Source organism: Symmachiella macrocystis (assembly GCF_007860075.1).
In the GTDB taxonomy this organism is placed as follows: domain Bacteria; phylum Planctomycetota; class Planctomycetia; order Planctomycetales; family Planctomycetaceae; genus Symmachiella; species Symmachiella macrocystis.
Genome location: NZ_SJPP01000003.1, coordinates 684,618 through 707,867, shown reverse-complemented (window position 1 = coordinate 707,867; position 23,250 = coordinate 684,618). Strand labels below are relative to the sequence as shown.

Sequence of the window (23,250 nt, the reverse complement as noted above, 5' to 3'; positions counted from 1 at the left end):
CATTGATTGCTATTATCCCGTCTTGATTCAAATTCAATTGTGTTCATGAAATCGCATTTCGGACTTCCGCAACCCGTACGGAGAATCGCAAGCCAGCGCCAGCCTGCCGGGCGGTTGCGGGCCGAGGTTTTCTTTGCGTCGCTGTTGGGCGTTCTGCTATCCGGGTTGATGGTTGCCGCGCAAGAAGAGCAACCGGTCAAGGCAGCGACAGCCAAAGAAGAACCGGTCAAAGAAGAACCAGCTAAAGAACAACCGGCCAAGCCTGACAATGATCAACCGCCGAACTTGCTCGATTCGCCCAAGTTCTTCGAAGCCTGGGAACACTACTCCGCCGAAGAGGGAACGAAACTGGAAGACGTGTGGCGGATTGTCCAGGAAAAGGTAACGGTGGAAAAGGACGGACAGACGGTCGAAAAAATTGATAACGTTTTGCTCTGCACCGGAAAACCGTTCGGCTATTTACGCTCTAAGGAAATCTACGAGAATTGTCAGTTTGGACTGGAGTGGCGTTTTCCTAAGGATGAAAACGGCAATAGCGGCATCTTGGTGTATGGCGTCGGCAAAGACGAGATCTGGCCCAAGTCGATTCAGATTCAGTTTCACCGACCGAAAGTCGGCAGCGTGTTTCCGATGAAAGACGCGACGTGCGATCCACAACTTCCCGGCAAGATGTTGGAGAAACCGGCCAGTGAATGGAACACGTGTGTCGTCACCTGCCGCGGCGACACGATCTCTTTGGAAATCAACGGCCAGGATTTTGGCGTTGTGAAGGGCTGTATGCCGACCAAAGGCTTTATCGCTTTGCAAAGCGAAGGGGCGGAAGTCCGCTTCCGCAATTTTTGGAAACGCCCGCTGAATTAGCGGTTGTCCGGCGATGTTGTATTTCGCCGCGACTTATTCCACCGTGGCGCTTCCCAAATCCCGCAGCAGTTCCAGCGAATAGATTCCCGTTGCGTGTCCGTCGCTGAAGGCGATGTTGTACGCATAATTACCCAACGGTTTCATGCCCGCCACTTTTGTCGGTGCTGCTTCTTCGATCGAGAGCACGGGCAGACCCAGCGGGTCTGGGGCGGGAGCGTTCCGTTGTGCGCGGCATGTCGCGCAGGGGCAACTGTTACGCAAGACCGTTGCCGCGTACTCCATCCGGACACCGTCGTTCCAGACAATGATCAGATTGCCATCTTGGCTGCTTAGGTTGAGGGGCATCAATTCACTGGGCATTTCTTCATAACCTATTCAGTGGAAACTGTCGTTCACTCCGCGTCGCTGCGGCGTAAAACCAGTACGGGACAATCCGCGTGGCGAATAACGCGTTCGGCGACCGACCCCAATACTAACCGTTTGAATCCACCATAACCATGTGACGAAATTACGATCAAGTCCGCTGCAAGATCCGTTGCAAACTCGGTAATCAGAAAACCGGGATCACCAAATTTCACGTCGAATTGGACGCCGTCCAGTCCATGTTCGTGAGCATACGTGGCGAACGTCTTCCGCACAGCTTTTTCCCGTGATTCATCGTTGACTTCGCCCCAGATCACACCGGGAGAAAGCCCTTCCAGCGGAATCAGCACATGGACGGCATGCACATCGCTCGGACTGGCGGCCATTTCCACGGCAGTGGCAATCGCGTCCAGAGAAGTCTCAGAAAAATCGACCGGGATCACGACCTTACGCTTGGGAAGCCATGACATGGTTTTCGTATCCTTAATATTGTGAATTCAGCGAGTTGTTTTCAGGGTCAATACATCCGTCGCCCAACACCGTGATGTCGCAGGGTCGCTGCAATTGATTTTGATTGTTTTCGGTCAGGCTCTGTTATTTGTGTTTCTTAAACTCGCCCGCCTTGTAGCGCCGCCAATAGTCGTCAAGATCCTTACGGACCTTACCGCTGAGCAGTGCCACGCCCAACACATTGGGGAAGGCCATCGTGAGGATCATCAGGTCGCTAAAATCCAAAACGTTTTTGGCCGACACAATTGCCCCGAGAAAAACGAATACCAAAAAGACGATCTTGTAAGGCAATGAGGCCCACCGGCCCAGCAGCGATGTCGCACAACGTTCGCCATAGTAAGACCAACTGATCATCGTCGAATACGCGAACAAAACAACCGCCACCGCGAGCACATAGGGGAACCACCAGACTTGGAGCTTCATCGCTTCGGATGTTAGCGCTGCACCATTGTCGCCGATGACATATTTTTGCAGATCCGGATGTTTCGCTGGATCGTAGACTTGGGTGATCACGATCACTAAACCGGTCATCATACAGACCACGACCGTGTCAATAAACGGCCCCAGCGACGCGACTGCGCCTTCGCGAACCGGTTCTTCGGTTTTTGCGGCGGCATGGGCAATGGCGGCCGAACCGGTCCCCGCTTCGTTGGAAAATGCCGCCCGTTTAAAGCCGATCACAAGCACCCCCAGGATTCCGCCCTTGGCGGCGTCGGCTTGAAATGCTGTGCGGAAGATCTCTTCGATCGCCCAGGGAATACGGTCGAAGTTGACGAACAGAATATACAGCGAAATCAGAATGTAAATTCCGCACATCAGCGGAACGATTTTCTCCGCCGTCGCGGCAATCCGGCGGATGCCGCCGATAATCACAACCCCAACCGCAACAGCCATGACCAGCCCGTAAACGAATTCGTTTCCGTCCAGCCAGGGAAGCTTGGTTTTGATGGCGCCCAACGACTGGTCCACCTGAAACGCGCAGCCACCGCCGAATGAGGCCAATATACAGAAGATCGAAAACATGACTGCTAGGCATTTGCCGAGGGCTCCCAGGCCTTTTTCACGCAAACCATCGGCCAGATACCGCATAGGTCCGCCGGAAACCTGGCCGTCCGGATCGACGTGCCGGTACGATTGGGCCAGCGTGCATTCCACAAATTTGCTGCTCATCCCGAGCACGCCGGCGACAAGCATCCAGACCAAAGCGCCCGGTCCGCCGGTGCCAACAGCAATCGCCACGCCGCCAATGTTCCCCAAACCTACGGTTGCCGACAGTGCGGAGGAGAGCGCCTGGAAGTGCGAGACCTCGCCCACGTCGTTGGGATCGTCGTAGTCTCCCTTCACCACCCGCACCGCATGCCAGAAGCCGCGGATGTTGATAAAGCCCATACGTATCGTAAAAAAGATCGCCCCGACGACGAGCCACACAACGACCACCGGCAATTTTGTGCCGATCAGCACCTGTTGGTCCTGGGGCAAGTCGGCTGTGGCCGGATCGACATAAGGTCGCCATTCCCCGGCTGAAAAGTCGTAATATGGCACGGGGTAAAACGCAAAGGTCGCGACCGGTGCCACGAGATACTTCCCAAAAAACTCATCGACCTTGGCGATCCAGTTAGATTGGACTGACGATGTGTCGGTCGCCTCATTGGTATCAGCGGCTGATTCGCTGGCTGACGATGAGGGTGTCTCTTGAGCGGAGGAAGGTGGGGGGAAGGCAAAAAACGTTGCCGCGGCGAGGGCTACGATGACGCAGGAAAAGGTTTTGCGCATGTCGAACTTGTTTCCCCTTCGGTTCCAAGTAGTGGTGACCGGAAGCAGGCCCGACTGGGGACTGCGCTCGAACGAATATAACAGGCCAATAGTTATGAAGAAACTGTGATTGTGCCAGTCAACACGCCAAGCTGTTACTGCATCCGATTGATGCCGTTGAGTTCTCAGTGTCAATTGTCGAGTTGCCAAACGCAAATTTGCCAGGATTGTTTTGAGAGAGCAGCTGCCTTCTTCTATCTCATGCACAACGTCCCCGCTTTGAAAAATGCAGGTGTTACCCGGCTGGGCGGGGAGCGAGAACCACTCGATGTCATGGTCAATTCATCACGTCAAACCCCGAGGATTTCTTTTTCGCATTTTTAGTTGTCAAAATTACTTGAAATGTATAAGATGACGTTGTAGCGAAGGTGTATTTCCTGCCTGAGCGACACAAATGATCGGCTGTAAATCCTTATGAAGAAAACACTTGAGAGTCAGGATCGCGAGTTCCTTGAACGGTTGCAGCGACTCAGCTGCGGAACCGTGCAGGAGATTTGCAAAGAGTTGGGGGTGACGGCGACCGCCGTTCGCCACCGGCTGGTTCGACTACAGAGTTTGGGATTTGTCGGCCGTGATCTTGTCCGTGAAGGACGCGGTCGTCCGCATCACGTTTATCGCGTCACGCAGGCGGGACAACGTGAGTTGGGGGACAATTACGGTGATTTGGCGCTTGTGCTTTGGCGGGAATTGCAGTGCATCCCCGACGAAGCGGTCCGTGCCAAAGTCGAGTCGCGGATTCGCGACGCGATGGTTTCGCAATACGCACATGCGGTCAACAGTCCGCAGTTGAGAGATCGCTTTCAACAATTGGGTGAGGTCTTAGCGAAACGCGGATATGACGTCGAAGTTGATCAGTCGTCCGAGTTACCGGTACTCCGTGAAAATAACTGTCCGTATCAAGAATTGGCGGATAGCGATCGCGGGATTTGCGAGATGGAAGAAGAAGTTTTCGAAAAGGTTTTGGGAGTGCCGCTGCGGCTTTCCCAGTGTTTTTTAGATGGTCATTCCTGCTGCGAATTTGAGCCGGCTGAAATGGCTTCACCCCCTGTTAATGATGCAGCAGATTCTCGGTAGTCCCCATGGATTGCGATAGAGGATAGAGTTGCTAAAGTGGACATAATCGGTCGGCGGTTTGACAGTGAAGCCGACTTGTCCTGGCTGGACACAAATGCATTGTTCAAGCCACTTTAGTTCCGTAGACATTCGAAAGTAGACAACCTCAAATGCCCTGGATCGACGAACGCTTTGAAGAAAACGTTGTGGTCACTACGTTGGAACAAGGGATGAACTGGGCGCGGCAGTCCAGTATTTGGCCCATGACGTTTGGGTTGGCGTGTTGTGCTATCGAAATGATGGCCGCCGGAGCCAGCCGATTTGACTTGGATCGGTTTGGAGCGGGTGCGTTTCGCGCAACTCCGCGTCAAGCTGACCTGATGATCGTTGCCGGCACGGTGACCCACAAAATGGCCAGCCGTGTGCGTCGACTTTACGAACAAATGCCCGATCCCAAATACGTCATCGCCATGGGCGCATGCACGGTGGGGGGCGGCCCTTATTTCAAATATGGTTACCACGTGGTCAAGGGTGTCGATTTGGTTGTACCGGTCGACGTCTATGTCCCCGGGTGCCCTCCGCGTCCTGAGGCCTTGTTGGAAGGCCTGATGCGGGTGCAGGATAAAATCAAAGCCAAGCGTATTGCCAAAGGGGCAATCGATGAATTGCCGGTGCCGCACCACAGTGGCCAAGTGGCGATTCCAGAAGTTCTGGAAGTTTGATTCGCCGCGCCGCGAATCACGAGTGACGAACCTTGGTTTTAACCACCAGGGAGTTTTGAAACCGATAATGCTGAAAGGCAAGTTAGCGAATCCGGAATGACCAGTTTACTGAAAATTGAAGATCTGCGGGTCAGCGTTGATGGCACTCCCATTCTCAAGGGAGTCAATCTCGACATCCGCCAAGGCGAAGTCCATGCTTTAATGGGCCCCAACGGCTCGGGGAAAAGCACACTGGCGTTCGCATTGATGGGGCACCCCAAATACGAAATCACCGGAGGCACGGTTGAAATCGACGGCGTGAACCTAGTCGATTTGGATCCAAACGAACGAGCGCGACTCGGTTTGTTTCTGGCATTTCAATATCCGGTGACAATCCCCGGCGTCAAAGTGGCCGACTTTTTGCGGCATGCGGTGACCAACGTTCGGAATCCGGATCGCAAAGAAGGCGAAAATCTGATCCCGATGCGGGAGTTCCGTAAGGAACTGAAAGGCAAAATGGAAGAGTTGGGCATGGATCTGGAATTCGCCCGACGCTATTTGAACGACGGTTTCTCCGGCGGCGAAAAGAAACGGATGGAGATTCTGCAACTGGCGATGCTCAATCCCAAATTTGCGATTTTGGATGAAACCGATAGCGGTTTGGACAGCGATGCCGTTCGCGTTGTGAGCGAAGGCGTGGCTCGACTGTCCGGCAGCACCGAGATGGGTGTGTTGATCATTACGCACCACGAACGTTTATTGGAATTCAACACTCCGCAATTCACGCACGTGATGCTAGCGGGACGCATCGTCGAAACCGGCGACGCATCGTTGGCGGCCGAATTGCACAATCAAGGTTATGCCGGTGTCCGCGAGAGACATCCTGAGGCGGCTGCCGAAGAAGTCACTGAACAAGTTGCTGGCTGAATATCAAGTTGCTTCTAAACTCTCAGGCGATTTTGCAATTCTGTGTGTAACAGCTTTGCAAACCGGCGTAACCGGGTTTTGAAACGGGCTTAGAAAACCGCGTGAAGCTAACATCACGCTGGGAGCGATAACGACATGACGACCGAACTCGACACACAATCCACAGCAAAGCCCGACATCGGTGAATACCAATATGGATTTCACGATTCGGAAGAGGCCTACGTCTTCAAAAGCCGTAAAGGCTTAGATACGGAAATCGTCCGGCAAATCTCCGAGATGAAAAAAGAGCCGGAATGGATGCTCAATTTCCGTCTGCAAGCGCTGGAGACATTTTTCAACAAGCCGCAGCCGGAATGGGGCGGCGATCTGTCGCAGTTGGACTATCAGGACATTTATTACTATGTCCGCGCATCGGACCGTCCCGAAGGCAGTTGGGATGATGTTCCCGATGACATTCGTAAGACCTACGATCGCCTGGGAATTCCGGAAGCAGAAAAGAAGTATCTCGCCGGCGTGAAAGCGCAATACGAGTCCGAAGTCGTCTACGGCAGCCTGCAGGAAGACCTGGAAAAGCAGGGGGTGATCTTCACCGATACCGATTCTGCTTTGCGAGATCATCCGGAATTGTTCCGCGAATACTTCGGCACGGTCATTCCGCCCAACGACAATAAATTTGCCGCTCTGAACTCGGCCGTCTGGTCGGGGGGATCGTTTATCTACGTTCCGCCGGGTGTGCACATCGAATTTCCGTTGCAGGCCTATTTTCGCATCAACTCGGAAAATATGGGCCAGTTCGAGCGGACGTTGATCATTGTCGACGAAGGCGCCTCGGCGCATTATGTCGAAGGCTGTACCGCTCCGACCTACAGCAGCGAAAGCCTACACTCGGCGGTGGTGGAAGTCATCGTCAAAAAAGGAGGCCGGTTCCGCTACACGACGATCCAAAACTGGTCGAACAATGTCTATAACCTCGTCACCAAACGAGCGATGGCTTATGGCGATTCGCTGATGGAGTGGGTCGATGGCAACCTGGGTTCGCGGTTGACGATGAAGTACCCGGCCATTTTCCTGATGGAACCGGGTGCCCGCGGCGAGACCTTGTCGATTGCCTTTGCCAACGATGGCCAACACCAAGACGCCGGTGCGAAGATGGTGCACTGTGCCCCGGACACGTACAGCCGGATTATTTCTAAGAGTATCTCCAAAGGAGGCGGCCGTTCGAGTTATCGTGGCTTGGCCAAGGTGGCCAAGGGAGCACACGGTTCAAAATCGAATGTGATTTGTGATGCGTTGATTCTCGACGACATCAGCCGCAGCGATACATACCCCTACATCGAAATCGACGATGACGACGTCACGATCGAGCACGAAGCGAGTGTGTCGAAGATCAGTGACGAACAACTGTTTTATCTGATGAGCCGCGGCCTTTCCGAGGCGGAGGCGTCATCGATGATCGTAACCGGATTTATCGAGCCGCTCGTTAAAGAGTTGCCCATGGAATATGCCGTGGAGATGAACCGGTTGATTGAACTGCAGATGGAAGGCTCCGTCGGCTAATTATGGGTCGATGGTCAACCCATGTTGCCGTTACCCCCCGGCAAATCCGGGGGCTGATGGATTCCATTTGACACGCACCAACCGTTTCAGCCCCCGGCTTTGCCGGGGGGTTAGTGCACGGCATACCGGCGCTCATAGAAAACATCCCCGTACAACACACACATATTGCGCACACGAGACATGAACTCACCAGTGGACACGATGACATCTCCCGCGAAGACCGACGGCGGATTTGATGAAGCGGCCTTTGCCCGTTTTTTAGATGCACGCGACGAACCCGATTGGGTCACCGAATTGCGGCGCCGGGCATTTGAGCTGTATAGCAAAAAGTCGCAAGAGGAACTCGATCCCGAAGAGTGGAAACGGGTCGACATTCGCGGATTTGATCCGTCGGCATTCACGGTCCATCCCACGGCCGACACAGCCGCTGAGCTTGAAACGCTGATGCACGACCGAGCGACCTATGCCGGTGCCGTCGCGCATGTCGACGGCAATACGACCGCCCAACGCGTCGATGCATCGTTGGCCGAGCGGGGCGTGATCTTCGGTAGCCTTGCCGATTTGGTACACGAACACCGCGACATCCTCGAACCACACCTGATGACCCGTGCGGTACATCCCGAAACGGATCGCTTCTCCGCATTGCACGCGGCATTTTGGACGGGCGGAACAGTCTTATACGTCCCCCGCAACGTGAATTTAGAAGAACCGCTGCACAGTTTGATCGGCTTGTCGGCCGCCGGTGCTGCTGAGTTGAGTCACACGTTGATCATCCTCGAAGAAGGGGCCTCAGCCACGCTGTTGGAAGAGACCGCTTCGGCGACGACCGACGCTCCGGGATTGCACATCGGTGCCGTGGAATTGATCGTCGGTGCCCGTGCCAACTTGCGGTACGTGCAATTGCAAAACTGGAATCAAAAGACATGGCATTTCGCCCATCAAGGGGGACTTGTCGAACAAAGCGGTTCGTTGCAATGGACCGTAGCGGCGTTGGGATCGAAGTTGGCTCACGTGCACCAAGACGTGATCCTCAAAGGCACCGGCGCCAGTGCGGAAGTCAACGGCGTGACCTTTGCCACCAATCGGCAGGTACTGTCCTACTACACCAAACAGGCCCACGAAGCGCCGCACACTCACAGCGACTTGCTGTATAAAGATGTGCTGCGCGATCGTTCGAGGGTGATTTGGCGGGGTATGATTCGCGTTGAAAAAGAAGCGCAACAAACCGACGGTTATCAGCGCAACGATAGCTTGGTGCTCACGCCGACCTGCCGCGCGGATGCGATTCCGGGCCTGGAAATAGAAGCGGACGACGTGCGTTGCACGCATGGCGCCACCGCTGGTCGAGTCGATGAAGAGCAAATTTTTTACAGCATGTGCCGCGGCATGACCCAGCACGAAGCGATGCATATGATTGTCGAGGGCTTTTTCCACGGCGTCTACGACCGCATTCCGATGGAAATGGTCCGCGAAACGCTCAGCCAAGCCGTAGAGAAAAAACTGGGCATCGGACGACTCTAAAAGAGCTCACTGCTATATAGGCAAACTGTCGGTGTGCGACGGCGGGTCGTGGAACATATTCATCAGGCGCGATTATTCAGCGCGATTTCGTGCGAATGGAAAAAACAGTATGTCGGAATTTCAGCGTGTGGCGTCCGTAGACGACATTGCTCCCGGTGAGCGGATCGCGGCGATTGTGGATGACGTCCCCGTGTTGGTGTTGCGCGTCGGCGATAACTATTACTGCATCGAAGATGTCTGCACGCACGATGGGCAGCCGCTGACCGATGGTCCGCTGGAAGGCAACGAAATCACCTGTCCGCGACACGGCGCCCGTTTCGATGTCACATCCGGCGCAGCACTTTCCATGCCCGCCTTTGAAGCTGTGCCGACCTACGAGGTCAAAATTGAAGACGGCGCGGTGTTGGTGAGCGTGACATAGCGGGCCGTGTCTGCTTAAATGTCGGATTGAATATTTGATCCGCACAGATTCCCGGCACGCCCCCCATGCAACTGACTCCCGCTAAATTTGAAGATGTCCTCGCTAAGTTCTCCACGCTGTCGATTGCCGTAGTGGGAGATTTGTTTCTGGACCGGTACTTAGATCTTGATGCCGGTTTGACGGAAAAATCCGTGGAAACCGGCCTCGATGCTTATCAGGTCGTCGGCGACCGTTGTTATCCCGGCGCTGCGGGAACAGTCCTTAACAATTTAGCTGCGCTGGGGGTGGGGACGCTCAAAGCCATTTCCGTCGTCGGCTGCGATGGCGGCGCCTATGAATTGTTGCGCGGCTTGGATCGGATCAACGTCGAGAGCACGCACGTCGTGCAATGTGACGAGCGGATGACACCCACTTATACTAAGCCAATGCTCTCGCAATCCGACGGACCGGCGGTTGAGTTGAATCGGATCGACATCAAAAATCGCGTCCCGCAAGGCAGTGAGATCAACCAGCAGGTAATCGCCCACATCGATGCCGTGTTCAGCGATGTCGATGCGCTCATCGTGATGGATCAAGTTGACGAACGTAATAACGGAGTCGTCACCGATGCGGTGCGGGAACATATTTCCCGGCTGGGAAGCGAACATCCGGACAAGTTAATTTTTGCCGACAGCCGTTCGCAAATTCGGATGTACCGCAATGTCACCACGAAACCAAACAACGCCGAATTGCTGAAATCGATCGGGGTCTCATCCAGTCGGGCAGAAGATCGCGACGCGATTGCGGCAGCGGGCAAAAAATTATCTCAAACCACCGGGCGGCCCGTTTATACCACGTTGGGTGAAGCGGGCATTCTGTATTGCGAAGCGGACACGACGACGCACATACCGACCGTGCCGGTGACCGGCGAGATCGATATTGTGGGGGCGGGTGACAGCACGACGGCGGGGATTGTTTCGTCGCTGGGAGCGGGAGCGACTGCGGTCGAAGCGGCCGAGTTGGGCTGTTTGGTGGCATCGATCACCGTGCAGCAAATTGGCGTGACAGGCACCGCTTCGCCTGAGACTCTGCGTAAGCGTTTTCAAGAACGCGTCTGACCTACGGCATCTCAGCGGCTGGCCCGTTGATCAGGTTCTCGATAGCCAACGGCAGTTTCTTTCCCACGAATTTCGGGTTGGCCTTATACGGGTTGTACAGCGGATCCCCCACCAAGACCATGACCCAGGAATTGTAAGGCTTGCAGCGATAGTAGCATTCGACCAGCGTATGCTTGCCGGAGAGCAGGAGCAGGAAGAATTCATTGGGTCGGGGAAATGCAGCCAGATATGGTTCTTGGACCGGGCCAATCGTTGCGCAGACACCATCCTCTAACATGCGTTTGCACCAGACCTTGCTGGTCGGTTTGCGGAGCGTCGTGGCTTCGGCGCTAGCAAGATGATACCCGACCGCTCCGGGCTGCCATTCGAAAGCGTCGATGTAGTTGGCCAACGAATACCAGCCGCAGTAGAGCGCTGCCAGCGGGCAATCCCCGGGTTGAAAGACTTCCTCGACTTCATCCAAAACGACAGTCAGGTCGGTTTCCTTGCGGAGAAAGCCTGCCAGATTCAAAAGTTGAGAGTCAAAATCTTTGATCGATCCGCGAGGAGCCGTTTCACCGAGTTTGCCCCGACCGCGGGAATCGAGATATACCTTGCCCTCCAACCCGGTTTTTTCGACCGCGATGGCTGTGTCGATCAGTTTCTTGGAGAGTTCAAACGTGGGAGCTTCGATCCGAGAAACCATGAGGGTCGCCCGTACTTGCCGGGTGTAGGAATTGTCGAAGCGATAGTTGAGCACATTTTGTTGCCAGCGTCCCAATGTGTACGACGGCCAATACAGCAGTGACAGTTCGCTATCGAAACTGGCATAGGTCTCATTTTTCTTCAGCAGTTCTAGCTGTCCATCGATCCAGGAGAGCGAACCCAGCAAGCCGTCGCTTTTTTCGACTAAGGACAGCATCGCTTCGTCTTTTTCAATGCCGTCGGACAAGCGTTCCAGCGCGGCACGGCCTTCGGTCAAACCGGCGATGCGACCGAGGGAATTGGTCATCGAATTTTTCAATGCGTTGTTGTCGGGTTGCTGTTGAATTTGGGTTTGTATGTTTCGCACCACGTTCACCAATCCGCCGCCTGCGGTGAATATGGCGGAGAGTTGTGTGTTGGCCGCGCGCCCCTCGGGCGTATCGGCTACCGGTTTCATGCGGTCACGGATTGCACCAAATGCAGTCTGGAAGTCTTTAATGAGCACCTTGAGGTCAGTAGATTCTGCCGGCATGGGTGGCGGCCCGTCGGGGCCGGGGAGAAGTTCATTGATGGACGCGATCAAGCTTCGCAATCGAAAAATGCGATTCTCACGCTCGCCTTTCAAATAGGCCACGCGATCAACGGTGATGGGAAATTGCGGATCCTCTTTGCCGATCTTGAGCGGAACGTCCCAGACCGTCACTAAGCAGCGAAGTTTGGACGCTAATTTGTTTTCGACAATCCAGCCGCGAATTTGCGGGCGGATCCCCATTTCCCACTCCTCGCGGGACACCTCTTCTCCTGCTTTGCTGTCGATGAGGCAAATGTGTTCCAGCGGGATGCCGCGGGCCTCGGCGTAATACTCCGCCAATTCCACAGACTGCCGACTATTTCGCATCGCTACGATGGCGATCTCCGCCGGCTTCAGTTCGGCTTGGACCACTTGCGGAACGAGGAGCAAGACTAGGGCGGCTAAAACAATTCTCATCGGCTGAACTTTCCGGCTGAATGTAAAACGAATCCATCACGAAGCAGGGCAAGCCGCGGTGGGCCATCATAGCAAGTTCCCAGCGGATCGGACATCGCCCCGCGAGCGTTGATCACATGGCTCACGCATAGATGATTGCACTGTGGCAGGCACGGGGCCGGTTACAATTTCTTAAGTAACTCTTGAGCGGCAGTGTGTTTGGGATGTTTGAGCAGCAATCCGCGCAATGTTTTCTCCGCCGCTGGGTTGTCCCCCGCTTGGTGTTGGGCTTCACCCAGCTTATAGGTCAAATCGGCGTCCTCGGGTTTCAGTTCTAGGGCGACTTCGAATTCTTCGATGGCCCGGTCGTATTGTTTTTTTCCAGCATACGCTTCGCCAAGCAGGCGGTGTACCTCCACGTCCAACACATCGATATAGAGAGCCGTTTTGGCATAGTGCAGTGCCTCGTCGTAGTTTTTTTCCGAGAGGTAGACCGCTGCCAATTTTTTTCGAGGGGCGATTTGGTCGAATTCTAATTCCACAAATTGCTTCAACAGCGGTTTGAGTTTTTCTGTGTCGCCCAAGTTCAAATAAGCGACTGACAGCATCTTAACCCACTCGACATTCTCCGCATCCTCCTTGCGAATCAATTCGTAAACGCGAGCCGACTCGGCGTAGTTTTGGGCTTTCAATTGCAGTTGCCCCAACCATTTGACCACACCGGGATGCGGATTCTCTTCGTCCAAGGCTTCATTCAGGTATTCAATCGCTTGAGCAGGATTGGCCCCCTTGATTTCCAATTGCGCTAACACGATGGCGGCTTGTGGTTCGGCGGAATTCTTTTTCAGAGCGGAGTTTGCGAATTTCCGCGCCTGTTTGAATTGTCCCGCTTCCAACAGTCCGGCGGCATATTCGCCGCGTGCTGTCGCGTTATCTGGATCAGCGCGAAATGCTTTTTCTAATTCCGCTAATGTTTTCGGTTGCACGTTGTCAGCGGATGCCGGTCGAGGGATGGCGGCGACGGTCTGGTCGAGATACGCGCGGTAACCTTTTTCAAACGCCGCCTGATCCATGCCAAAGACACGTTGAATGGCGGCGGCTGTGTCGAGATTGTCGCGATAGGCATTGAGCATTTTTCCCAGCGATTCCTCGCCGGCCAACTTGACCATGTATTCAGCATAGATCTCGCTTTGGCAATAAGCCATCTGCCAGTCTTCGGGAGTCTCTGGTTTAATGAAGGCCTGATTGATCGTCTCCAGAGTCATGATTTCGTCGCGAGGGACGCGGCGAGCCAGCATCAGGTTCCAGGTTTGCGATCGTGGATAGCCTTCGTTGCGGACCGCCAATGCTTCCGTGAACCAGTGCGGGATATTGAAATGCGTTTGTTGGAGCGTGAGGATGTGCACAAATTCGTGCCGCAACACGCGAGCCCAATTGAACGGTTCTTCGACCGCCGTGGGGGAGGCGAGCGCCACGATCAATCCTGTGGACGCGCCGATCGTTTGAATCCACGGTAATCCCACCATTCGCGCACTGAACCATTGGTGTGCTGAAAGCCCTTGCGATTTGTTGTAGACCTCAAAATGCGTCCGCGTCGGCGGTTCGTAGCCGAACTGTTTGACCAACTTGCCGTATTCCTCTTCCAAGTATTCCGCCATATACCGGCCGAGGACTTTATCGAATTCGGAGTCGACGCGAATCACGAAGTGATCCGTGGTGATCGTTTCGTAGCCCGAAAGCACCTTGATGACTTTGCGCATGTTACTCACGCGGACATGGTACGGGTCGAGATCGAAGGCCTTGTCGAGGATCACGCCCGCCTCATCCACGCGGCCGATTTGCATATACAACATGCCCAGCGCGGTTTGCGGTTCGGCCAGCATCGGCATGCGCTGCATGGCGAATTTGTAGCAACGTTCCGACAGCGCGAACTTCCGTTTCGATTCCAACTGTTCGCCTAGCAACGTAAAAAACTTGCCCGGCCGAGGATTGACCGTCGCCAGGTCGACCACCAATTTTCCGAATCGACTTTCGTCTTTCATATCGGCTGGTTTTTCGGCGTCAAAGGCAGCCAGCAGCGCTGCCAACGATTCATCACTGGGAAAGCCATCCAACATCAGATAACAGGCGGCTGTCCGTGCTAGCGTTTCTTGATCGCGGGGATTGACCTTCAGTGCCTCTTGCAGCGTTGCCAAGGCGGCTTCGGTTTTGCCTTCGCTGAATTCCACCTCCGAGCGGACTTGCAGAGCAGCCACGTGGTTCGGAGCGATTTGTAATGCTCGGTCGGCGAATTCACGGGCTTCATCCAGTTCGAAATCCTGCGCCGCCGCCCGGGCCATCTCGGCGTAGACATCCGCCGAGCGAGGATTGATCGCCAATGCGCTACGAAATTCCGGCACGGCTTGCCCGCGATTGTATTTTTCCAACAACAAACTGCCGGAGAAATGATACGCTTGCCAAGCATTGGTGTCGGCTTCCAGAGCGTCGGGGCAGACGGTGTTGATAACGAAACTGAAAATCTGCGACACGCTGTTCCACCGTGCGTATTGCGCTGCTCCGCGGGCGACGAGCACCAACGTTTCAGCATCGGTCGGTTGCACGCGGTTGTAATATTGCACAAACCAACGATATGCGGCGTCCGCTTCGTCGATTTTTCCCGTTTCGGCCAACAAGTCCGCCTGGATCATGCGGGCGAGTGGGGTGTCGTCATTGATTTTCAGTGATTTGTCGACCGCAGCGTCAGCTTGCTCAAAACGGCCCTGCAGGAATTGCACTTCCGCCAACCGGGCCCACGCGCCGGCATCCTCGGGGAACTCCTTGGTTGCAGACTCGAGCGTCGTGGTTGCATCCTGCCATTTTCCTTGGGCCTGAAAACATTGGCTGCGGCCGATGGCGATTTGCGGGGTGAGCTTTTCGGTCTTGAGCAGTGCGTCGTAGGCTTCTAACGCCTCGGCATAGCGTCCTTTTTGCAAATGCAGACGCTCGGCGGAGACTTCCTCTGCGGCTCTGACGCTGACAGGGGAGATTCCCCAGGCGACGACAATCCCAATCAACAGGTAGCGCATACCGTCTCTCACCTTGTTTAAAATGCCGGGGCGATTATCGGACACCCTGCATTATACGCGACTTGACCGGAAATCACATCGCGGTGCCTGGCAACAGCGAAAATGAACCTTGCGGCAAATCGCACGGACGCGATATGATCCGCGCTCGTCAAGTTCTGCCCATGGAATAGAGTGAAAACGGATGTCCCTCTCCCAACTTGCGTCGTTGGACGCACGACGAATTTGCATTATCAAACCCAGCGCCTTGGGGGATATTGTGCAATCGTTGCCGTTGCTGCCACCGCTTCGCACGCGATTTCCGCAAGCGGAAATCAGTTGGGTGGTCAATCGTGGACTCTCCGGGGTGTTGGTGGACCAGCCGGATTTGCATCAAGTGATTCCCTTTGACCGGCAAGGGGGATTGTTGAGTTGGGGCAAGCTGCTTCGGCAACTCCATGCTGCTCGGTTTGATGTTGTCATTGATCTCCAAGGATTGTTGAGGACCGGCGTGATGTGCGCCGCCACACGGGCACCGTTTCGGATTGGATTGGAGACGGCTCGCGAAGGGGCGGGGTTAGCCTGTAATGTCAAAATCCCGGACACCGGACGATTGATGCCGGCCCATGCGCGTTATTGGCGCGTGGCCGAAGCCTTTGGGGTTGGCGATTCTTCCCGGCAATTGCAGTTGTCCCTCTCGGACGCCGATGTCTCCGCCGCGGCGCGACTGCTGGACGGCCTGCCGCGACCGTTGATCGCCATACACCCTGGGGCACGTTGGGTCACTAAGCGTTGGCCAACCGAAAAATTTGCGGAGGTCGCCCGCGCGGCGATGTTAGAAAACGTCGCCGGTATCGTAGTGCTGGGCAGCGGCGATGAAGCTCCATTGGCAGCGGAAGTTGAAAGCCGAATCGTCGCTGAGACAGGAACCGCCAACAACGTCCGTAATCTGGCGGGACAAACCTCGCTCAAAGAGTTGGCTGCCGTGTTGCAGTCGGTCGACATGGTTGTGTCGAACGACTCCGGACCGATGCATTTGGCAGCCGAATTGGGAACACCGGTGGTGGGGATTTTTACCTGCACCGACCCGATACGTTCCGGTCCCCCGGGACCGCAACATCAGCTGGTCTCCACGTGCGTCTCTTGCGCGGGAAGTTATCAAAAAATCTGCCCGCATCGCGGTGCGGAGCAAATGGCTTGTCTGCGCGAATTGTCATCGCAGCGCGTCCTCGATGCGGTTAGAATGGTCATGAGCCGCAACGATTTGACCGCGCGCCTCGCATAAACGAGACAAGGTTCGCCGCTCATGGATCCAACTCCTCTTGGCCGACAAGCACTCGAAATCTGGTTGTCCGGCGTCGATGCCGTGCGTTCCGAACGATTGCTGCAATCCGCCGTCCGCCGTAAAGGCGATCGACTGACGATTTGTGATGAACAATTCTCGCTGGCCGATATCGGAAAAATTGCCGTCGTCGGCGGCGGCAAAGCGGGAGCGGGAATGGCGGCGGCCCTCGAAAATGTCTTGGGGCAGCAACTCCTGGATGAGAAGGTCACCGGCTGGATCAATGTGCCCGCCGATTGTGTACGACCGCTGCACAAGATTCATCTGCATGCGGCGCGCCCGGCGGGAGTCAACGAACCGACCGCCGAGGGGGTGGCCGGGGCGAACCAAATTCTGGAGATTGTCGAACAACTGGGGCCCCGCGATCTTTGTTTGGTACTAATTTCCGGTGGAGGAAGCGCATTGCTCCCGGCACCGGTGCCCGAGATTTCGCTGGCCGACAAGCAAGACGTGACCCGCTTTTTGATGCACGCCGGCGCGACGATTCACGAACTCAACACGGTTCGCAAACAGTTATCGCGGATCAAAGGGGGCGGCTTGCTCAGGCAAAGCCGGGCGGGACGAACGATTGCACTGCTGATTTCTGATGTGATTGGCGATCCGTTGGACATCATCGCCTCCGGGCCAACGGTTGAAGACCAATCCACTGCCGAGGAGGCCCTCGCCGTTTTAGACAAATACGCTGGCAGTCCTCCCGACGTGCCGCAAGCCGTGTTGGACTACTTAAAACGAAGCGAAACGGAAAAAACATCACACCCTGCTGCCTTATCGCCGGTCACGAATCACGTTATTGGCAATAACCGTATGGCCATTGCTGCTGCAGCAGCGCGGGCGCGGGAGTTGGGTTATGCCGTACACGATCTCGGTTCGGACAATGCGGGGGAAGCGAACGACTGTGGCGTCGAATTGGCGAATTTGTGCCGGTCCATTCGCGACGACCACCAGTTGGTCGCTCCGCCGGTCTGCGTGATCAGCGGTGGAGAGCCGGTCGTGCATGTTGTGCCGACCGATCAGCCGCGCCGTGGGGGCCGCAATCAACAGTTGGTGTTGGCTGCTTTAGAGGTGCTGTGGCACGACGGGTTGCCGCGGATCGCGATACTTTCCGGCGGGACGGACGGTGAAGACGGCCCCACCGATGTGGCCGGCGCGTTCGCCGATGCGGGCGTATTGGAAAAAGCTATCGAAAATAATCTGGCCCCGCGCAGCTTTTTGGCAATCAACGACTCGTATACGTTTTTTGACGCCTGTGGCGGATTGATCAAAACCGGTCCGACGCATACCAACGTGATGGATCTGCGCGTGGCGGTGATTTCGTAACGATCACCAACCGCGTCTGCCATAGGCCTGCAGCTGTTGGTAGCTGGAGGCAGCCAACGACACCATCATAATTCCGATAAACATTCGTTGGTGCAAAAAGAAATAGGCCGCCACTCCGCCGGCAGTGATCAGCGAGAGTTTGAGCGATGCCGAAATACCGCTACCGCGACTGAACTGTGTGAAAAGTGCGCGGCTGACTTGCCCGCCATCAAGTGGAAAAACCGGCAACAGGTTCAGTATTCCCCAATACAGGTTGATCCATTTGAGGAAATAGATCGCGACAAGTACCATTGGCCGCTGTAGTAGCGGGCTCCCGGTTCGTATTAAATAAAACTCAATGCCCCAGACGAGCCCATACAGTGCAAAGCCGGCCAGCGGTCCGGCCAAGGAAATGATGATCGAGCGTCTTGGCGTGAGGCCGCCTGTCGGTTCAAAACTCGCCAGTCCGCCAAAGTGATATAACGTGATGCGGGGTGGCCAACCATACTTGATCGCAACTGCGGCATGCCCCAGTTCATGGATCAGCACAGAGATGAAGACGCACGCGATCCCGACAACTACCAATTCCAGTTGACCGCCGACCGCGTCCCAGACGATAAAGGCGGCCAACAGCCAAAAAAATGGATGTACGCGGACCGGGATCCCGAAAATCGTAAACCGTAGGTCATATTGTGTTGGCTCGACGTTGCCCAGCATGGAATTCCTTTCAGCGCGTCTTCGGAAGAACTTCGCTTTGTTCGTCGTGGGTTTTGTACTGGGGTTCACTTCATCGCACAAGGGTGATCCCGTCAATGTGAGCTGCATCAGTTTGGCCGCGGAACTGCAGTTTTTCAGGTTGAGCATTGACCCGTATCGGGGGGCTGTTACGATATTTCATTGTGACCGGCGGGTTGCACAAGATTTGACCGATCCTACCTTGACCGGTATGTCGGTCTGCTGCGGGGCTACCCCGCGGAAGCCACATTGTTTCACATTCGATCGTGAATCGTGACTCACGTGGATCGTCACGTGAGTCACGATTCGCCACAGGAAGCAGTTGTTCCGCCCGCCGGTCATTGTTTTTATGGTTGGGGGCCTTGCAGGCGAAGTTCCGATTTGGGAGAGAGACGCCACGTCCAAGGACGTACGTCCCGCACAACGTGCTACAAAAAATCCATACATTCGCCTCCGTCGCAACTTTCTCGACGGGTCGAGAATCGACTGAGACAGCTGCCAACAACGGGCAACACTCAGTGATTCGTCGATCGGTTTGTCATTTTGAGGACGTTGGAGAACCATTCGTCCGCACCGGGCACGAGTAACGGCGGCGTAATTGCATATGAGCTTCTTCGATTCCATTCTCCGCTGGCTCGGATTGAAAAACACGCCTCCCACGGGGCGGGATCACGCACAGCAGCGCCGTGGGAAATTGCGTCGCCGTCGCGGCCGTTTGGGACACATCTACATGGTCCCCTTGCGTCGCCGGCAAGGCCAGCGCTCCGCTGATCCTACTGAGGATGCGGGTGAGGAATCCGCTGAATCCCCCTATCGCTTTGCGCGTTTTGGAGGTTACGGCGAATACCGTGATCTCAGCAAGGATAGCACCCCCGAACGTCTCTACCAATTCGGCTTGCCCCAGCTTTGCACGCCCAGCCACATTGCTGAATGGTTGGAGGTGCCCTGCGGTCGATTGGCATGGCTGATCCATCGCTTTGACGACGGCGGGCGCGCAGCGCATGTTGCGCAGGCCCATTATCATTACAGTTGGTTAAAAAAACGGGGCGGTGGGTATCGGCTCGTTGAGGCTCCCAAACCGATCCTCAAAGCGATCCAACAAAAAATCCTCCGTGAAATCCTTGACCGGATTCCACTGCACGGCGCAGCTCATGGTTTCGTTGCCGGTCGGTCGATTTGTACCAATGCCCAACCGCACGTGGGGCAGCGCGTGGTATTGAAATTCGACCTCGAGAATTTCTATGCCAACGTCAGCTTCTCACGCGTAGTGGCAATATTTCGTAGCGTCGGATTTTCGCGCGAGGCGGCAATCTGGTTGGGACGGCTGACAACTGCGTTGCCTCCCGAAGGCCTACCGGCGCCGGGCGGTGATCGGAACGTGGTCCGTCCTTATTTGTCGCGACATTTGCCACAAGGCGCTCCGACGTCGCCCGCCTTGGCCAATTTGTCTTGTTATGCGTTGGACCTGCGCTTGGCCGGCATGGCCCGCGCTTTCGGTGCCACCTACACCCGCTATGCCGACGACCTCACATTTTCGGGCGATCAACACCTGATCGACAGTCTGAATGTGTTTATTCCGCTGGTCACAAAGATTGTACGGTCCGAACGATTCACCGTTCACGCGGGAAAGCGGAAAGTCGTTCGCAACAATCAACAGCAACGCGTCACGGGAGTGGTTGTCAATGAGCGGTTAAATATTTGCCGTAAAGATTACGACCGTCTCAAAGCGATATTGACGAACTGCGTCAGGCACGGGGCTGCGACGCAAAACCGTGAACAACGGGCAGACTTTGCCGCACACCTGCGCGGTCGCATCGGCCATGTACAGAGCATCCATCCCGGTCGTTCACGCAAACTGCAGGCCATCTTTGATCGTATCGATTGGCGCAGCTAAGGCGATTCTTTCCGCGTCCCCGTAGGGTAGCGTCGCACCATTCTGCAGAGGACGGAAAATTCCCCGCTCAGAATTCGCTTCACCCAAAGACATCAATGGGCAGATGGGTCGTGGGGAATGCCGCGTGAGTGGGACTCCGTTCCCACAAATTCGCGTCTAGCGCACAGCGAGCCTTCGCAATCAGCGCACAGCGTGATGCTGTGTGGAACAGTGCATCAACCGGCATGCAGTGCTCGGTCGTGACGTTCAGCGTGTGCCGCGCGAGAAAGAAACGGCAAAAGGAGAGGGGGTCCTACCATGTCCCATAAGGACACCGAACTTAACTGCCTCCGTTACACGATCGCCTCTCAGGAATCCCGTTTTATCGAATACAGATGCAAAGTCAAGTTACCGAAATTAACAATTGAGAATTCCAAAAAACGTTCGCAACACAAAGCCGCGCAATCGACAGGAGTGATCGGGTTGTAAGTCGTAATGGGAACACGAACTTGATTGGCACGGGTGCGAAAAAATACGCATGCCTTTTTTTCTTTTCGAAAAAATCACCGATCGAGGCTCATTGCCATCATCACCTATTCGCCGATAATGGTTTAGACGGCAACGTCAGGTGGGGGTTTAGTACTGGTAAAACCCACGCCCCGATTTACGGCCGATATGCCCGGCAGCGACCATCCTCGCTAGCAATGGACAAGGCCGATACTTAGGATCGCCCAGTTCTTTGAAAAGAACTTTTGAAATATCGAGACAAACATCTAAGCCGATTAAGTCTGCCAATTCCAACGGACCCATGGGGTGGTTGCAACCCAATTTCATTAGCGAATCAATTGTCTGTTCGTCGGCGATTCCCTCCTGCAGCGTGAAGATGGCTTCGTTGATCAGCGGCATCAAGATCCGGTTCACCACAAATCCCGGACTGTCGGCCACCACGAGGGCCTGTTTGCCCATTTTTTCCGCCAGTGTCTTCGTCGTCGCGATCGTCTCCGCACTGGATTGCAGTCCACGTACGATTTCCACCGGCGCCATCACGGGCACAGGATTGAAAAAATGCATCCCCACGACCTGTTCGGGACGCGTTGTCGCTGCGGCCAAAAGAGTGATGGAAATGCTGGACGTATTGGACGCTAAAATCGTATCAGGGCCGCAGATGACATCCAGTTTCCGAAATAATTCGGTTTTGATCTCTTCCCGTTCCACAGCGGCCTCGATGACAAAATCCGCTTCATGAGCCGCCTCAAGTTGATCGGTCCATCGGATACACTTCAGGACTTCCTCTGGTGACTTGGCCGACACTTTTCCGCGGCGGATCCCCTTTTCAACTGACTTTTTGATGTGGGCGGCCGCTAACGTGCGTTGTTCCTGAACCGGTTCGATCACAGTGATTTGGACGCCGTGAACGGCAGCCGCTTCGGTAATGCCCCGGCCCATTGCCCCCGCGCCCAAAATGGCCACATGTTCAACCTGCATGGGTTTCCCCTCTCCGATAGATTACTTCCCGAGTTCCTGAGACCGCCGTGTTGCCGCTTCGACGGCATTGATAACGGTGCCGCGAAATCCGCCGTTTTCCAAAGCATGCAATCCGGCGATTGTGGTCCCGCCTGGACTGGTAACGGCATCCTTGAGCGCGCCGGGATGCTGGCCGGTTTCCAGAACCATTTTGGCCGCTCCCAACAACGTCTGAGCCGCCAACGTTGTCGCAATGTCCCTGGGCAATCCCATGCGAACTCCGCCGTCGCTGAGGGCTTCAATCATCAAGTACCCGTACGCCGGACCGCTTCCCGAAAGCCCGGTCACGGCATCTAGCAGGCTTTCTGGAACCTCCACTGCAACGCCCACCGCTGACAAGAGCCGGTGGACCAACGCGCCATCCTCGGTCGTAGCAGCCCCACCCAGTGAGAAGGCCGATGCCGACGCGCCAACCAGGCAGGGAGTGTTCGGCATCACCCGCACCAACCGCGCATCAGTTCCCAACACTTCAAGAAATGTCTCCATCGCGACGCCCGCGGCGATGGAAATCAACAAATGTTGCGGTTTGATATACGGCTGGATCTCGTTGAGCAAACTCGGCAAACTCTGAGGTTTGACTGCCACGAAAACAATCTCCGCCGCGGCGAATACATCGGCGTTCGATTCGGTGACAGCTGCGCCGGTCGTATCGGAAAATCGCTGCCGTCCCTCGGCTAGCACGTCGCTGGCGATGATTTCCGAGGCTGCAGTGATTTTAGCCGTCGTTAAACCAGCTGCCAACGCAGTCGCCATCCGCCCCGCGCCGATGAATCCAATTCGAGGTTGTGCCTCGCCCATTTTTTGTATTCCTTGGTCTAAATTGTCGCCCAACGTTATATTTCCATTGAGTATACGCGTCCCGCAAATTTCGGACAACGCGCGGTATCCCATCGCTGCCGGAGCGGTTTTGTAAACAATCAGGGGGGACAGACTTTTCATCCCGTGATGGTCCGTATAGGCTGTGG

At 55.3% G+C, this 23,250-nt stretch carries 19 protein-coding genes; 11 read left to right on the top strand and 8 right to left on the bottom strand.

From position 1 onward, the window contains the following. Positions 1–45 precede the first annotated feature (45 nt). The gene (locus CA54_RS26220; RefSeq protein ID WP_146373947.1) at positions 46–861 is read left to right on the top strand and encodes a 3-keto-disaccharide hydrolase; all 816 of its coding nucleotides are present in this window, start codon (positions 46–48) and stop codon (positions 859–861) included. A 33-nt stretch (positions 862–894) separates the two neighbouring features. Here the strand turns inward: CA54_RS26220 and CA54_RS26215 are convergent, their stop codons facing one another. From CA54_RS26215 to CA54_RS26205, 3 genes are all read right to left on the bottom strand, one after another. Then, a complete protein-coding gene (locus CA54_RS26215) occupies positions 895–1,221 on the bottom strand; it encodes a DUF971 domain-containing protein (RefSeq protein ID WP_146373946.1) in 327 nt (108 codons plus the stop codon). Positions 1,222–1,253: 32 nt separating this feature from the next. Further along, complete coding sequence (locus CA54_RS26210; RefSeq protein WP_146373945.1) at positions 1,254–1,694, bottom strand: universal stress protein; 441 nt, start codon at positions 1,692–1,694, stop codon at positions 1,254–1,256. Between the two features lie 124 nt (positions 1,695–1,818). After that, positions 1,819–3,507 carry an alanine/glycine:cation symporter family protein gene (locus CA54_RS26205; protein ID WP_146373944.1) on the bottom strand — a complete coding sequence of 563 codons (1,689 nt, stop codon included), beginning with the start codon at positions 3,505–3,507 and terminating at the stop codon, positions 1,819–1,821. A gap of 453 nt (positions 3,508–3,960) precedes the next feature. Here CA54_RS26205 and CA54_RS26200 point away from each other — a divergent pair, with 453 nt between their 5' ends. The 7 genes from CA54_RS26200 (at position 3,961) to CA54_RS26170 (ending at position 10,823) form a co-directional block, all read left to right on the top strand. Continuing rightward, positions 3,961–4,620, top strand: coding sequence for a helix-turn-helix transcriptional regulator (locus CA54_RS26200; protein WP_146373943.1), 660 nt, complete (start codon positions 3,961–3,963; stop codon positions 4,618–4,620). A 149-nt stretch (positions 4,621–4,769) separates the two neighbouring features. Then, the gene (locus tag CA54_RS26195) at positions 4,770–5,321 is read left to right on the top strand and encodes an NADH-quinone oxidoreductase subunit B (RefSeq protein ID WP_146373942.1); all 552 of its coding nucleotides are present in this window, start codon (positions 4,770–4,772) and stop codon (positions 5,319–5,321) included. A 96-nt stretch (positions 5,322–5,417) separates the two neighbouring features. Beyond that, positions 5,418–6,227, top strand: a complete 810-nt coding sequence (sufC, locus tag CA54_RS26190; RefSeq protein WP_146373941.1) for a Fe-S cluster assembly ATPase SufC — start codon at positions 5,418–5,420, stop codon at positions 6,225–6,227. A 135-nt stretch (positions 6,228–6,362) separates the two neighbouring features. Next, on the top strand, positions 6,363–7,784 hold the full coding sequence (gene sufB / locus CA54_RS26185; protein WP_146373940.1) for a Fe-S cluster assembly protein SufB: 1,422 nt from the start codon (positions 6,363–6,365) through the stop codon (positions 7,782–7,784). 180 nt (positions 7,785–7,964) lie between these two features. After that, positions 7,965–9,305: a Fe-S cluster assembly protein SufD gene (sufD, locus tag CA54_RS26180; RefSeq protein ID WP_146373939.1), complete on the top strand. Its 1,341-nt coding sequence runs from the start codon at positions 7,965–7,967 to the stop codon at positions 9,303–9,305. Between the two features lie 109 nt (positions 9,306–9,414). Beyond that, positions 9,415–9,726 (top strand): non-heme iron oxygenase ferredoxin subunit, encoded by a 312-nt coding sequence (locus tag CA54_RS26175; protein WP_146373938.1) that lies wholly within the window; start codon positions 9,415–9,417, stop codon positions 9,724–9,726. Positions 9,727–9,791: 65 nt separating this feature from the next. After that, the gene (locus CA54_RS26170; RefSeq protein WP_146373937.1) at positions 9,792–10,823 is read left to right on the top strand and encodes a bifunctional heptose 7-phosphate kinase/heptose 1-phosphate adenyltransferase; all 1,032 of its coding nucleotides are present in this window, start codon (positions 9,792–9,794) and stop codon (positions 10,821–10,823) included. A gap of 1 nt (position 10,824) precedes the next feature. On the opposite strand, the gene CA54_RS26165 is transcribed toward CA54_RS26170, so the two are convergent. Both CA54_RS26165 and CA54_RS26160 read right to left on the bottom strand, forming a co-directional pair. Beyond that, on the bottom strand, positions 10,825–12,495 hold the full coding sequence (locus CA54_RS26165; protein ID WP_146373936.1) for a TIGR03790 family protein: 1,671 nt from the start codon (positions 12,493–12,495) through the stop codon (positions 10,825–10,827). Between the two features lie 161 nt (positions 12,496–12,656). Then, a complete protein-coding gene (locus CA54_RS26160) occupies positions 12,657–15,539 on the bottom strand; it encodes a tetratricopeptide repeat protein (RefSeq protein ID WP_146373935.1) in 2,883 nt (960 codons plus the stop codon). A gap of 181 nt (positions 15,540–15,720) precedes the next feature. Here CA54_RS26160 and waaF point away from each other — a divergent pair, with 181 nt between their 5' ends. Further along, on the top strand, positions 15,721–16,800 hold the full coding sequence (gene waaF / locus CA54_RS26155; protein ID WP_146373934.1) for a lipopolysaccharide heptosyltransferase II: 1,080 nt from the start codon (positions 15,721–15,723) through the stop codon (positions 16,798–16,800). Between the two features lie 21 nt (positions 16,801–16,821). After that, positions 16,822–18,174 (top strand): glycerate kinase type-2 family protein, encoded by a 1,353-nt coding sequence (locus CA54_RS26150; protein WP_146373933.1) that lies wholly within the window; start codon positions 16,822–16,824, stop codon positions 18,172–18,174. 3 nt (positions 18,175–18,177) lie between these two features. Here CA54_RS26150 and CA54_RS26145 read toward each other — a convergent pair whose 3' ends face one another. Then, entirely contained in the window at positions 18,178–18,870 is a 693-nt protein-coding gene (locus CA54_RS26145; protein ID WP_197532848.1) for a site-2 protease family protein, read from the bottom strand. A gap of 622 nt (positions 18,871–19,492) precedes the next feature. On the opposite strand from CA54_RS26145, the gene CA54_RS26140 reads away from it, so the two are divergent. Continuing rightward, complete coding sequence (locus CA54_RS26140) at positions 19,493–20,782, top strand: reverse transcriptase family protein (protein ID WP_146373931.1); 1,290 nt, start codon at positions 19,493–19,495, stop codon at positions 20,780–20,782. A gap of 615 nt (positions 20,783–21,397) precedes the next feature. On the opposite strand, the gene CA54_RS26135 is transcribed toward CA54_RS26140, so the two are convergent. Both CA54_RS26135 and proC read right to left on the bottom strand, forming a co-directional pair. Further along, a complete protein-coding gene (locus CA54_RS26135; RefSeq protein ID WP_146373930.1) occupies positions 21,398–22,246 on the bottom strand; it encodes a 3-hydroxyacyl-CoA dehydrogenase family protein in 849 nt (282 codons plus the stop codon). A 21-nt stretch (positions 22,247–22,267) separates the two neighbouring features. Next, positions 22,268–23,083 (bottom strand): pyrroline-5-carboxylate reductase, encoded by an 816-nt coding sequence (gene proC / locus CA54_RS26130; protein WP_146374205.1) that lies wholly within the window; start codon positions 23,081–23,083, stop codon positions 22,268–22,270. Between the last annotated feature and the right edge of the window lie 167 nt (positions 23,084–23,250).

What these genes read in the sequence shown, in the direction of transcription:
- CA54_RS26220 (WP_146373947.1), top strand. Translation starts at nt 46, where the DNA reads ATGAAATCGCATTTCGGACTTCCGCAACCCGTACGGAGAATCGCAAGC.
- CA54_RS26175 (WP_146373938.1), top strand. Translation starts at nt 9,415, where the DNA reads ATGTCGGAATTTCAGCGTGTGGCGTCCGTAGACGACATTGCTCCCGGT.
- CA54_RS26135 (WP_146373930.1), bottom strand. Translation starts at nt 22,246, where the DNA reads ATGCAGGTTGAACATGTGGCCATTTTGGGCGCGGGGGCAATGGGCCGG.
- CA54_RS26160 (WP_146373935.1), bottom strand. Translation starts at nt 15,539, where the DNA reads ATGCGCTACCTGTTGATTGGGATTGTCGTCGCCTGGGGAATCTCCCCT.
- CA54_RS26150 (WP_146373933.1), top strand. Translation starts at nt 16,822, where the DNA reads ATGGATCCAACTCCTCTTGGCCGACAAGCACTCGAAATCTGGTTGTCC.
- CA54_RS26145 (WP_197532848.1), bottom strand. Translation starts at nt 18,870, where the DNA reads ATGCTGGGCAACGTCGAGCCAACACAATATGACCTACGGTTTACGATT.
- CA54_RS26165 (WP_146373936.1), bottom strand. Translation starts at nt 12,495, where the DNA reads ATGAGAATTGTTTTAGCCGCCCTAGTCTTGCTCCTCGTTCCGCAAGTG.
- sufC (WP_146373941.1), top strand. Translation starts at nt 5,418, where the DNA reads ATGACCAGTTTACTGAAAATTGAAGATCTGCGGGTCAGCGTTGATGGC.
- CA54_RS26215 (WP_146373946.1), bottom strand. Translation starts at nt 1,221, where the DNA reads ATGCCCAGTGAATTGATGCCCCTCAACCTAAGCAGCCAAGATGGCAAT.
- CA54_RS26200 (WP_146373943.1), top strand. Translation starts at nt 3,961, where the DNA reads ATGAAGAAAACACTTGAGAGTCAGGATCGCGAGTTCCTTGAACGGTTG.
- sufB (WP_146373940.1), top strand. Translation starts at nt 6,363, where the DNA reads ATGACGACCGAACTCGACACACAATCCACAGCAAAGCCCGACATCGGT.
- CA54_RS26170 (WP_146373937.1), top strand. Translation starts at nt 9,792, where the DNA reads ATGCAACTGACTCCCGCTAAATTTGAAGATGTCCTCGCTAAGTTCTCC.
- CA54_RS26195 (WP_146373942.1), top strand. Translation starts at nt 4,770, where the DNA reads ATGCCCTGGATCGACGAACGCTTTGAAGAAAACGTTGTGGTCACTACG.
- CA54_RS26140 (WP_146373931.1), top strand. Translation starts at nt 19,493, where the DNA reads ATGAGCTTCTTCGATTCCATTCTCCGCTGGCTCGGATTGAAAAACACG.
- proC (WP_146374205.1), bottom strand. Translation starts at nt 23,083, where the DNA reads ATGGGCGAGGCACAACCTCGAATTGGATTCATCGGCGCGGGGCGGATG.
- CA54_RS26210 (WP_146373945.1), bottom strand. Translation starts at nt 1,694, where the DNA reads ATGTCATGGCTTCCCAAGCGTAAGGTCGTGATCCCGGTCGATTTTTCT.
- CA54_RS26205 (WP_146373944.1), bottom strand. Translation starts at nt 3,507, where the DNA reads ATGCGCAAAACCTTTTCCTGCGTCATCGTAGCCCTCGCCGCGGCAACG.
- sufD (WP_146373939.1), top strand. Translation starts at nt 7,965, where the DNA reads ATGAACTCACCAGTGGACACGATGACATCTCCCGCGAAGACCGACGGC.
- waaF (WP_146373934.1), top strand. Translation starts at nt 15,721, where the DNA reads ATGTCCCTCTCCCAACTTGCGTCGTTGGACGCACGACGAATTTGCATT.